General features: G+C 47.0%; 8 protein-coding genes, 1 tRNA gene, 1 pseudogene and 1 riboswitch. Of the genes and pseudogenes, 6 read left to right on the forward strand and 4 right to left on the reverse strand.

The window, feature by feature from the left end; genetic code table 11:
• From SPD80_RS07345 to SPD80_RS07360, 4 genes and pseudogenes are all read left to right on the forward strand, one after another.
• Positions 1-188: pseudogene (locus tag SPD80_RS07345) on the forward strand (glutamine amidotransferase); the annotation flags it as partial.
• A 127-nt stretch (positions 189-315) separates the two neighbouring features.
• Positions 316-428, forward strand: a riboswitch (TPP riboswitch).
• Positions 429-469: 41 nt separating this feature from the next.
• Positions 470-1,267, forward strand: a complete 798-nt coding sequence (locus tag SPD80_RS07350) for an ABC transporter permease (protein ID WP_320829173.1) — start codon at positions 470-472, stop codon at positions 1,265-1,267.
• Positions 1,260-2,315: an ABC transporter substrate-binding protein gene (locus tag SPD80_RS07355; protein WP_320829175.1), complete on the forward strand. Its 1,056-nt coding sequence runs from the start codon at positions 1,260-1,262 to the stop codon at positions 2,313-2,315. The genes SPD80_RS07350 and SPD80_RS07355 overlap by 8 nt, the downstream gene beginning before the upstream one ends.
• A gap of 8 nt (positions 2,316-2,323) precedes the next feature.
• Entirely contained in the window at positions 2,324-3,151 is an 828-nt protein-coding gene (locus SPD80_RS07360) for an ABC transporter ATP-binding protein (RefSeq protein WP_320829176.1), read from the forward strand.
• A gap of 1,096 nt (positions 3,152-4,247) precedes the next feature.
• Here the strand turns inward: SPD80_RS07360 and SPD80_RS07365 are convergent.
• A complete protein-coding gene (locus SPD80_RS07365) occupies positions 4,248-5,102 on the reverse strand; it encodes a hypothetical protein (RefSeq protein WP_320829177.1) in 855 nt (284 codons plus the stop codon).
• A 189-nt stretch (positions 5,103-5,291) separates the two neighbouring features.
• On the opposite strand from SPD80_RS07365, the gene SPD80_RS07370 reads away from it, so the two are divergent.
• Complete coding sequence (locus SPD80_RS07370) at positions 5,292-5,888, forward strand: manganese efflux pump MntP family protein (protein WP_320829179.1); 597 nt, start codon at positions 5,292-5,294, stop codon at positions 5,886-5,888.
• Between the two features lie 255 nt (positions 5,889-6,143).
• Here SPD80_RS07370 and SPD80_RS07375 read toward each other — a convergent pair whose 3' ends face one another.
• Both SPD80_RS07375 and SPD80_RS07380 read right to left on the reverse strand, forming a co-directional pair.
• The gene (locus SPD80_RS07375) at positions 6,144-7,553 is read right to left on the reverse strand and encodes an MATE family efflux transporter (protein ID WP_320829181.1); all 1,410 of its coding nucleotides are present in this window, start codon (positions 7,551-7,553) and stop codon (positions 6,144-6,146) included.
• Positions 7,554-7,600: 47 nt separating this feature from the next.
• On the reverse strand, positions 7,601-9,691 hold the full coding sequence (locus SPD80_RS07380) for a glutamine synthetase III (RefSeq protein WP_320605511.1): 2,091 nt from the start codon (positions 9,689-9,691) through the stop codon (positions 7,601-7,603).
• Between the two features lie 267 nt (positions 9,692-9,958).
• Here SPD80_RS07380 and SPD80_RS07385 point away from each other — a divergent pair.
• Positions 9,959-10,034, forward strand: a tRNA-Ala gene (locus SPD80_RS07385).
• Positions 10,035-10,139: 105 nt separating this feature from the next.
• Here SPD80_RS07385 and SPD80_RS07390 read toward each other — a convergent pair.
• Complete coding sequence (locus SPD80_RS07390; protein ID WP_320829183.1) at positions 10,140-11,762, reverse strand: InlB B-repeat-containing protein; 1,623 nt, start codon at positions 11,760-11,762, stop codon at positions 10,140-10,142.
• Positions 11,763-11,831: the final 69 nt, after the last annotated feature.

Below are 11,831 nucleotides of genomic sequence, written 5' to 3' on the forward strand. Positions count from 1 at the left end.
TTATTGGTACGTATATTCATGGTCCTTTGTTACCAAAGAATCCTGGTATTGCAGACTATGCAATTTCGCATGCTTTGGAACGTGCAACAGGAATGAGTTATCTAGAACCTTTGGATGATACTGCCGAGCTTTTGGCTAACAGCACTATGGTTAATCGTTTGCTTGCTGGTGAGGTAGAGGAAGCATAGAAGGTTTACACATGCATGTGATTTTTCCTAAGCAGGCAGGTCTTGCTGTTTTGGCTTTGCTATCGCTTATTATCCTTTAAGTCTTGTAAGGCTTTTTACTAAATATACTGTTTCTTGTATACTAAGTAGCATTAAAAAAGGGAGCTGCGAGTATGGCGCGGCTGAGAGGAACGGTCCACCCGTTCGACCTTCAAACCTGATCTGGATAATGCCAGCGTAGGAACTAGAGCATGCAGTGCAATCTATTACATCCTTTCGCATGGCGGAAGGATTTTGTTTATATGGCTTGTGTGTTGCGGTGTATCAAGTGCAAAAAGCTGCTGTATCCAGCTTTGTCGATGCTGGGAATGTTGCTTGTTTGGCAGCTTATTGTTGTATGGGGCCTTGTGCCAAACTACTTGCTGCCCACGCCGCTGCAAGTATTGGGTTCGCTCGTCAAAGAAGCACATTTGCTTGGTACACATGCCCAAACAACGCTTATAGAGGCATTTATCGGTCTTGCTATTGGAATAGCGGCAGGCAGTTTCTTTGCCATTCTCATGGACCGTTTTGAAGGTTTTTATCTGGCGTTTGAGCCTTTAGTAACCATCTCTCAAACCATTCCTACCATTGCTATTGCCCCACTTTTGGTGCTGTGGCTGGGTTATGGTTTGCTCCCCAAAATTGTGCTGGTAGCACTTACTACGTTCTTTCCAGTTCTTGTTTCTTTACTCTCTGGTTTGCGTTCTGTCGATTCAGACATGATTGACCTTATGCGCGTGATGCGCGCTTCTCGTTGGCAGATATTTGTGCAGGTTAAATTGCCTGCAGCGGCAGAACAATTCTTTGCGGGCGTGTCGATAGCTGCTGCTTATGCCATTGTGAGCGCGGTTATTGCAGAATGGCTTGGGGGGATTTCTGGGCTCGGTGTATACATGACGCGCGTACGCAAATCATTTTCTTATGACCGCATGTTTGCGGCAATTATTGTAATCTCTGCAATTTCACTGGTACTTATGGGTGTAATTCGTGCTCTAGCACGCACGGCTATGCCTTGGAAACAAGATACAGATACCAAGAAAGGTGCTGCTCATGACTAAGTTTGACTTGTATACAACCGATGTTTCTCGTAAGTCATTTATTGCGGGAGCGGGTGCCTCACTTGTGCTAACGGCCGCAGGTCTTGTTGGCTGTGGTTCTGCGCCTCATACAACTGCCGATAAGTCCAAGGAGCTTACAAAACTTACGTTGTGTTTGGACTACACACCCAACACCAATCATACAGGTATGTATGTGGCGCAAGCTAAGGGTTTCTTTGCAGACGAGGGGATAGAGCTAGAGATTGTTCAGCCAGCAGAGAACTCCTGTGAGGCTATGGTTGGTTCTGGTCAAGCTCAGCTGGGTGTCTCGTACCAGGATTATCTGGCAAGTGCCTTGTCGCAAGAAAATCCATTTCCTCTTACTGCTATTGCAGCCATTCTCCAGCACAATACTTCGGGCATTATGAGCCGTGCGGTCGATGGTATTACCTCTGCAAAAGGTATGGAAAATCATACCTATGCAACCTGGAATATCCCTGTTGAACAGGCAACTATTAAGCAAGTTGTCACGTCTGATGGCGGAGATTTCTCCAAGGTTAACATGGTGCCCTACGAGGTTGATGACGAGGTTGCTGGCCTTAAGGCAAACATGTTTGATACGGTGTGGGTATATGAGGGATGGGCGTATCAGAATGCGCAGATTCAGAATTACGACGTAAATTACTTCTCGTTTGTTTCTATGGATTCGGTGTTTGACTATTACACACCTATTTTTGTGGCCAACAATAATTTTATGAAGGACCATGCCCCGCAGGTCAAGGCATTCTTGCGCGCCGTGAAGAAGGGCTATGAGTTTGCTATTTCCAATCCCGATGATGCAGCGTCTATCTTACTTAAGGCTGTTCCCGAGCTTGACGAGAAGCTCGTGCGAGCCAGTGCGCAATTCCTAGCAGGGGAGTACCAAAAGGATGCCTCAAGCTGGGGTGTTATTGATGGTAAGCGTTGGTCGCGTTACTTTAGTTGGCTTAACGATAATAGCTTGGTAGTAAGCAAGCTGGATGTTAACTCTGGTTGGACTATGGATTATCTTGAGGCTGGCAACGAGTGAGTGATGGCATGAATGATTCTCGTGCACAGGCTACTGCGTTAACGGATGAGCAGGTGCCCGCACAACCCGCGCAACCCGCTCAACCCGTGCAATCCGTGCAACCCGTGCTTGAAGCGGATGCACTAACGCTTAGCTGGGAGCACGCAGAGGTGGTACGCAATGTATCACTCAAACTGTTTGCGGGCGAGCTCGTGTGCATTATTGGCCGGTCTGGCTGCGGCAAAACCACCCTGCTTCATGCACTGGCAGGGCTTACACAACCAACAGCAGGGCGAGTATTGGTACAGGGTTACGACCGTACCAATCAGCCAGGCACGGTGAGCTACATGCTACAAAAGGATTTGCTTATACCCAGCAAACGAGTGATTGATAATGTGTGTTTGCCGCTGGTTATTGCAGGTCAAAGACCCCATGAGGCGCGCCAACACGTGGCGGATTTGTTTTGCAAGTTTGGTTTAGAAGGTTGCGAGAATAAGTGGCCCAGCCAGCTTTCTGGTGGCATGCGACAGCGAGTGGCGTTTTTGCGCACCTATGTTATGGGTAATCAGGTGGTGCTTTTGGACGAGCCTTTCTCTGCTTTGGATGCGATTACCCGCGTTGAACTGCGCAATTGGTATAGGCAGGTGTCTCGGGAGTTGCAGCTTGCATCGCTGGTCATTACGCATGATGTTGATGAGGCTATTTCTTTGGCAGATCGTGTGTATGTATTGCATGCACAGGAAGGTGAACCCTCTACCGTAAGCTTTGAGCTTCCTATCAAGCGTTTATCTGACGAGAAGTTTGAGTTATCTCAGCAATTTTTGGACTACAAAGCTCAGCTGTTGGCGCAACTGTAACTACGAGCAGCTACGCCAACAGCTGTGAACAGGCTTAACCTTATCTGTGCTTACGAGAAGAACCTTGGGGCAAAAAAATAAATGAGAAGAATAATAATGAAAGTTATTGCAGTCGAAATTACTAATCGACGCAGTGTTCGATAGAGTGCTTCTTCTTTGAGCCCTGGGTGGGGTGCTAGTAGTGCGATAAGAAATACGATGCACATAAGTAAAGTAGTATCTGCATTAAAAAGTTGTGGCGGCAATGCAATAATCTTTTGTGTTCCAGCTAAAATAAATAGAAGATTAATGCCTCTTATAGTAAGTGAAGCATACCAAATGTACTTGTAGGAACTTGAGTAATATACTCCCTTAAGAGCGTGTAACATTTGTTATCACATCCGATGTTAAGTAAACAGGCTTTCCCCGACGAATGTATTTAGTTGTTTTGCTTTTCAAGAAGTGTGCAACTTTTTAGAACCCATCAGAAATCTCCAATTTAGTTTTGTGTAACCACTGCTAATTGAGCTTATGATGTGAACGTAACTTCTAAAGGCCGTGCTTACCTCCAAACACTTCATATGCCATGCACGCACTTTAATGAAATACGTATAAGATTTTGCGCAAAACTAGCCATTTCCTAACACATTAGTCGAGTAAGAGGGATTTGAGTAATCCTCTCTTACTGAATCCTATCTGTGCTTACGAGAAGAACCTCAGGATGATAGGTAAAAGTGGTGAACGAGAACAAGAGCTATCAAAGCTACTGTAAAGAAAATCCCTGATAGACGGAACTCCCGATGGAGAGCTTTTTCTGTAAGTCCTGGACGAGGCACTAGTATTGCTATGAGAAATAAAGCATCTATAAGGAAAGTGGTCTGTGCATTTAAAAGCTGTGGTGGTAATGGCAAGACATGAAATTGTGTCAGATAGTATAGAAAAGCCAATAGTGCTATGACGCCTGAAGCATACCAAATGTACTTGTAGGAACTTGAGTAATATATTTCCTTAATACTGTGTAACATTTGTTATCACATCCGATACGAGGAATATAAGCCAAACATTACGTTACTTGTTAGTTTATAAATTTCTAAAACAAAGTCAAGAATATAGATGCTCATGCACCTGCAGGGGTTGTATCAGTTTTAGTGTTGTTCTTAGAGGTGCTGTCCGTGTTGGAAGCATCGCGAGAGCTAGAAGAGTCACCAGAGTTAGCGGTATCTCCTGCAGAGTTATTTGCAGTATCCGTAGCATTGTTAGTAGAGCTACTTGCATCAGCCTTGCTGTTGTCTGATGTGCTGCTGGAAGTGTTGTCATGAGTGCTATTGCTGTTGGATTGTGTATTCTCGTCAGTGCTGGTAGACGTAGTATCGGTGTTTGTAGTGGTGTTGGAGGTCTTACTGTTTGCAGCGGGCTTGTTGGAAGGTGCCTCTGAGGTGGTTGCCTGCTTATTTTGTGCGGTGGGCATAAGGGTAAGACGCGTGCCAATCCCTTGACCAGCAGAAAGCGCATCAATGGCAAAAGCGGTGATTGCTACAGCCAGTATTGCTGCTATGCTTGTGCCAATCACAGCTAAACGACGCTTGCGTGCTTGCTCTGCTTGCATTTGTCGATAATAACTTGGAGCTACGCGTCCACCAGCTTGTGCAATTTCGGCAGTGGTTGAGGGAGCGTTACAGTGAGCTGCAGCGGAAGGAGTGTACGGATTTGCTGCATCTACTAAATCTGGCGCAACCTCGCGGATTTTATCGGCACTTGCATTGAGCAGCCCTCTAAATATTTGATACGCAGCTGCCGCTACAGCAGCGCCAATCGCGGCTCCTACCAGGCCACCAATGAGGCCAATTTTGGATGAAAGAAGAGCAGAGGTGAGAGTAGAGAGCACGGATGCAATAATCTGCGCGACAGAAAAATCTTCAAACACACGACGACGCGTAGGTGCGGTTTGGTTGTCTTGCAAAGTGTTGGGCATAGCATCTCCAATGCATGGACAAAGTCCATAGTATACGTGGTGCGTGTGAAGGGCATTTGTACAGTCTGTTGATAAACCCTGTAGTTGTGTGGGCGCATGCGTAGCTTTTTTGCTTGACGTGATTGGTGTCAAGAGTGGCTCGTGCTACAATCTCAATTCACGTTCTTGGAGAAGAACAAAGGAGAAATCTTGCACCTTTTTGAGATACTACTTTTGGGTGCAGCACTTTCTGCTGACGCCTTTGCTGTTACCCTGTCTGATACGTTTGCCTACCAGAGTGAATCCCGAGCAAAAATGTTGTTGCTGCCTGTGGCTTTTGGTATCTTCCAAGCATTCATGCCTTTGTTAGGTTACTTTTTAAGTGGCGCATTTGCGCAGCTTATTACTATGTATGCCGGTATTGTTACCTTTATTATGCTGGGCATCATTGGGGCCAATATGGTGCGTGAGGGCGCTGTGGCTTTGCGCAGTGGTAAAGATGTCAACGAAGAGATTACTGAGTGCGCAACAACAGACGCGCATAACCCCAGCTGCAAATTAACCTTCAAGGTTATTGCACTCCAAGCAATTGCTACGGCGCTTGATGCGTTTGCTGTTGGTATTAGCTTGCGGGCACAGTCGGTAAACATTGTAACTACTGTAGCTCTTATTGGATGCACGACCCTTATGTTGTCAATGGGTGCGCTTGTTATTGGGCGTAGGTTTGGCAAGCTTTTAGGCGATAAAGCAGAGATTGTTGGCGGCGTAGTGCTTTTGTGTATTGGCATCAAAGCGTTGCTGCTTTAGCGCGCTAGTAAACTTTAGCTCCTTTGAGCATGTAAATAAGATTTGTAAATAAGTCATGTAAGTAAGCGTGTAATTTGGATGCGTGATAGTTTGTGCCGTGTTGCGTCGTGCCATTATTAATATTAATAATGGCACGACGCTCTGGTAACTACAAAGGCTATCTAGTAGTTATGCGGTATGTAACAACAGGTATGTATGTGCGAGGAGCGCCACTGCGCACAAAGAAACGCCATACCGCGCACGAGAGAAGCGCCCTCACGCAACAGCGGCAGAAGTACGTGCCTCTTCTTTATGGCGTGCAGCTTTAAGCCAGCGACCCGTTCGATAGTACACAATATAAATGACAGTGGTTAACGTCCAGGTAAGGGGATAGCTCATCAAAATGGTTTCCATGCTATGGAATAGGGGAACCAGTATGAGCAGCCAAGCAATGCGCAACAAACAGGTGCCAAAGAGGGTAATAAGCATAGGACGCACACTCTCACCGGCGCCGCGGATAATGCCAGAAATGTTGGCAGAAATGGCGTACATCACATAAAACGGTGCAATATAGCGAACCATCAAGGCGGACCATTCTGCTACGGTTGCATCTGGTAAAAAGAACATGCTCACAGGTTTAACAAACACAAATAACAGAACAGACAAAACTCCTACCAGCGCTAATGACATAATCGTAGACACTTTAAGACTGGAATGCATGCGATCATATTTGCGCGCACCAAAGTTTTGTGCAGCAAAGGTGGTTACGGCAACGCCAAGGGAGTCGGCGCTTTGCCACACAATGCCATCAATGCGACCAGATAAGCCCCAGCCTGTGACGGCATCCATGCCAAAGGAGTTTACGGCAGTTTGCGCAATGATATTAGAGATGGAATAGGCGGCAGATTGTACGCCCAAAGGCATGCCCGTGAGCAACATAATGCGGGCAATCTTGCGATCAATGCGAATACGAACAATATCTACACGCCAAGGGCCATGGGCATGAGACAGCTTGTACAGGACCATGCCCGCAGCCAAAACATAGGCAAGCGCGGTTGCAATACCAGCTCCTAGGGCATCTAACCTCATGCCTGCAACAAAAACTAAATCTAACAACAAATTGAATACCAGCGCAATTCCCACAATCACAGAAGGTGTGCGAGAATCACCAATGGCTCGCATAAGGCCAGATCCCATATTGTAAATGAGCGAGAAAACCAACGAGCCAAAATACCAGTGTCCGTATGTCAGTGCGTCTGGCATGAGGTGCTCCGGGGTGCCCATAATACGCAGCACAGGGCCAACGGACAACACGCCTACTATCGAGAAAACCACGCCGCCTACAAGCGCAATTCCCATGGCAGTATGGACAGAGGTTGAAAGCCGCTCGTTGTCATGTGCACCAAAATACTGACCAACAATAACTGCGCAACCAGCACCAACGCCCACAGCAAAGCCAACAGCTAAATCTGTAAGCGCCTGAGTAACCTGAATGCCACCAACAGCAGCTTTACCAGCAAACTGACCCACAATCCAAGTGTTCATGAGGGTATAGAGCTGCTGCATAAAGGCACTTAAAAAGATAGGAATATATAGTTGTAGGAGCTGCTTCCAGATAACGCCTGACGTGACGTCGAGCGTTTCTGATTGTGCTTCTTTGGCACTCTTCTCGATAGCTTCAGTCATATTCAGTCATAGGTAGTACGTACTTGCGGTCTTAGATGTCTTAGATACTAGATATAAAAGAGCATCTTGTTGTAAGAAGGGACGGGCCAGAAGTCATGACTGCAGAGTTGCTCCATGGTGTCCACTATCTCACGCAGATGGCTCATAGCAGGTAAAACGTTGTCACGGTAGGCATTGTCTTGCTCAGCTACCTCAGAAATGGCACCGGCTTGAGCATTAAGCTTCTCGAGCTTATTTACGGCATCGTACATAAGATCAATGCCATCAGTGAGACGCACAATCATGTCCTTCTCGGCGCGCGCCTTAAGGCCTAGATCAACTTTGGTGGCTACGCCAGCGGCAATATCACCGGAATAGTCGATAAGAGCGGGAAGGTACATATGGCGCACCATGTAAATCATGGTATTAGCCTCGATGTTAATAAGCTTGGCATATTGCTCGGCATAAGAAATATAGCGTGCGCGCAGCTCCGACTCATTAAGGACGCCATATTTGGCAAAGAAATCAATATTGTTTTGTTGTATTAAGCAAGGTAAGGCATCGGGTGTGGTGGGGTAATTGGGCAACCCGCGACGCTGGGCCTCCATGGGCCATTCGTCGGAATAGCCGTTACCGTCAAAAATAACGCGCTGATGCTCAGTGAGGCTTTGTTTAATCCAAGCCATAACCTCATGCACAAAGGTTTCGCAGCTAGCATTTGCTAAATCGGTTGCAAACTTATCAAGCTGTTCTGCCACAGCAGTGTTGAGCACCGTGTTAGAGTCAGACAGATTTTGCTGACTGCCGCACATGCGGAATTCAAACTTATTGCCAGTAAAGGCAAAGGCACTGGTACGATTGCGATCTGTGGTGTCTTGGGTAATGTCTGCCAGCTGAGGAACGCCTAAATCCATCTTGGTGCGGTTGGCGGAACTTAAGCTCTGACCGTTAATGATGCCAGTAACAATGCCAGACAAATCATCCCCCAAGAAAATGGAAATGATAGCGGGAGGAGCCTCGTTGGCGCCCAGACGATGATCATTACCAGCGGAGGCAACGCTCGCACGCAAGAGGTCTGCATGCTCATCTACGGCAGCAATAACGCAGGTGAGAAATACGAGGAATTGCAAGTTTTCTTCGGGGTTCTCGGAAGGGTCAAGCAGGTTTTTGCCGTCTGCCGCTATAGACCAGTTGTCATGCTTGCCAGAGCCGTTTACGTATTCAAAAGGACGTTCATGCTGCAGGCAAACCAGATTATGATGGGATGCAAGTAGGCGCATCTTTTCCATAGTAAGCAGGTTGTTATCAATGGCAACGGAGCTCTCTTCAAAAATTGGCGCAAGCTCATGCTGGCAGGGAGCAACCTCGTTATGTTTGGTCTTTGCGGGGATGGCAAGCTTCCACAGCTCATCATCAAGCTCTTTCATAAATTCGTTTACTGTGGGGCGAATGGCACCAAAATAATGCTCTTCTAGCTCCTGACCTTTAACGGGAGCGCAGCCAAAGAGTGTACGACCAGTCATAATCAAATCAGGACGCGCCGCAAAGTCTTCTTCACGAATGAGGAAATACTCCTGTTCGGGTCCAACGGTAGTAGATACGCGTACGGGGTTTTTGCCAAATAGCTTAAGTGCACGTTTAGCCTGCCTGTCTAAGGCAACCATAGAGCGCAAGAGCGGGGTTTTTTTGTCCAGCGCCTCACCTGTGTAAGAGATAAAAGCGGTGGGAATGCACAAAACCTCATCTTTAATAAAGACAGGGCTACCAGGATCCCAAGCGGTGTAACCACGCGCTTCAAAGGTGGCGCGCAAGCCACCAGAGGGAAAACTGGATGCGTCAGGCTCACCTTGAATGAGTTCTTTTCCCGAGAAGGTCATGAGAGTTGTGCCATCACGCTTAGGCGTAAGAAAGCTGTCGTGTTTCTCGGAAGTAATGCCAGTAAGTGGTTGAAACCAATGCGTGTAATGCGTGGCGCCCTTCTCGAGCGCCCACTCCTTCATAGCGTGTGCTACTTCATTTGCAATATCAAGGTCAAGGGCGCGGCCTTCATGGATAACCTTAGAAAGCTCTTTGTATGTGGGCTTTGGAAGACGTTCCTGCATTACAACATCGCTAAATACGAGGCTACCAAACTCCTCCGAAACCCTGTTTTTGAGCATGTGAAAACCCACTTTCCCTTACAAAAGCTTGTGTATGTACCTCGCGGCGTAGTATCACAAAAATTGTCGCACGTTTGCATCAACAATTATGTGTGGCTGCTGTATTTCTACAGTATCCAAGTAATGTTTCTAGACTATAACCATAAGAAAAAATATGCAGCTTCTATACAAGATTTTTCTTGCTCGTTTGACAGCAGGGGGCGCGAGGATGATAATTGCACTCACGTTTACAAGTCTTTGCCTACTGCAAAGCTTTTTCACCGTAATGGGGATGTAGCTCAGTTGGGAGAGCGCGGCGTTCGCAACGCCGAGGCCGAGGGTTCGATCCCCTTCATCTCCACCATTTTTCTTTTTTTAGCGTACATACAAAAGAGGGTCGTCTTTTCAGACGACCCTCTCGTTGTGTCTTTTTCGTTGTGCTTCAGTGCAGCATGAAGCGCAGGTTACGTTAGTTCACGCGGCGGCGAAGAGCAATTCCCGTAAGGAGGATGCCAGCAACCAGTCCTGATGCAAGAGTAAGCTGTGATGAGGTGGAGTCTCCCGTTTTAGGAAGAGCACCGGTGGGCTTTACCTTGGTGGTAGAAGTGGGTTGCTTTGGTGTATCATTTTGAGGAGCTACGGGGACCTTCTCGTAAATGGCATAAACGGTCATGTCGCCAGTAACCACGGTCGAGCCATCAAAGCTGTCGCCCGTGCCGTCTTGTTTAGTGTTCCAAGCCTTAAAGGTATAACCATCCTTGGTGGGATTTGCTGGCATGGATTCAGCAGTAAGAGAATCGCTGTCAATAGTGTCGTCTTGCTCAACCTGAGCTGAGGCATAGTTCTTGCCATCGCTCACAAAGGTTACGGTGTTCACGGCAGGAGCATCCACCCTAAAGGTATACGTCATGAGATTTGGTTTATCAGCTGGGGTGGTCACGTCGCGTCCTGCATCATTTTGCTTGGCAGCAAATACCAGAGGAAGACGTGCATACCAATGCAAATCGTCATTCTGAACAGAGGCGTAATCTTTGTTGATAATAGCGTCATTGCTGGATGAGCTTACATACTCATGCGCGCCGTAGGCATGGGCAACTACGGTGCTATCTTGGTCGCGCGCTACCGTACTGGTTACCCTCAGGTCATTAACACTGAGAGTTACAGTTTTTAGATTTTGGATGCGTGCATAGAGGTTTTTGAGGGGTTCTACGCCATCAGTTCCATGAGGCTGAAGACGCGCCTTCACAATGAGTCGCCTGTCATTGTTTTCTTGCGTGGCGGTAAGTTCTACATCATCAATGCCCTTGATTGTGTACGTAGTTGATTTAGTAACTTCAAGACCCTTAGGCAAATCAAATACAAATACGAGTTCACCATCTGAGCGAGCAACACCATTTTCAGGCAAGTTGTTAAGCATGGTGTAATAGGCTGGGAACTCTGAGTTGATAATTGCTAGAAGCTGGGTATTGCGCATTTTCTTGAACATGTCCATATCGATTGTAAGGTCAAGGTCTACAAGATCGTTTACCTTGTGCTTTACAACGTCAGTGCTCGACTCTCCATGTTCTTGGATGTCACCGCGAATATTGTAATCCGTTTTAGGGTCAGTGGTCAGGACATCAGTCTTGTAATTAAAACCATAGGGGTTCCACTGTTTACCGCCCTGCCAATGGTTTAGTGCTGGGTCAGAAGGCTCTTTATGAGGAAGGTCAAGCGAGTATCCGCCCATAAAATTTGTTACAAAATCCGTAATATTTGCATCTGCCTTGTCACCAGCAGCAATGCCCAAATCAGGGTATCCGGGGGTATAGAACTCATGTTTTAGGTCGTCTGACCATGCAAGCCTGCTTGTTTTAAAGTAGTCAACAAGGGGAGTGGGAACATAGCGGTGCATACCTGATGCATCGGTATACCAGGTAAGGTCTGCCCAGTAATTTTCTGCAACCATAGCCTTGTACTTATCGGAAGGCTGTGTGGTGTCAGCGTGGGCAGGCGTTGCTATGATGGATGAGAGCGAGAGCGTGAGTGCTGCTGCTGCGCCCATGCCTACAAGTGCGCCAAGCCTCCTCCCACAGAGTGGACGTTTTTTCATGAGGCATATCCTTTCTTAATTTGCGTGCGTGACTTGTAACTACATGGTATTCCTTATCACTATTATATA

Origin of the sequence: Atopobium sp. (assembly GCF_034113385.1) — a bacterium.
Lineage (GTDB): Bacteria > Actinomycetota > Coriobacteriia > Coriobacteriales > Atopobiaceae > Atopobium.

Coding starts and splice junctions, on each gene's coding strand:
- SPD80_RS07360 (WP_320829176.1), top strand. CDS start 2,324: ATGAATGATTCTCGTGCACAGGCTACTGCGTTAACGGATGAGCAGGTG.
- SPD80_RS07350 (WP_320829173.1), top strand. CDS start 470: ATGGCTTGTGTGTTGCGGTGTATCAAGTGCAAAAAGCTGCTGTATCCA.
- SPD80_RS07355 (WP_320829175.1), top strand. CDS start 1,260: ATGACTAAGTTTGACTTGTATACAACCGATGTTTCTCGTAAGTCATTT.
- SPD80_RS07365 (WP_320829177.1), bottom strand. CDS start 5,102: ATGCCCAACACTTTGCAAGACAACCAAACCGCACCTACGCGTCGTCGT.
- SPD80_RS07380 (WP_320605511.1), bottom strand. CDS start 9,691: ATGCTCAAAAACAGGGTTTCGGAGGAGTTTGGTAGCCTCGTATTTAGC.
- SPD80_RS07375 (WP_320829181.1), bottom strand. CDS start 7,553: ATGACTGAAGCTATCGAGAAGAGTGCCAAAGAAGCACAATCAGAAACG.
- SPD80_RS07390 (WP_320829183.1), bottom strand. CDS start 11,762: ATGAAAAAACGTCCACTCTGTGGGAGGAGGCTTGGCGCACTTGTAGGC.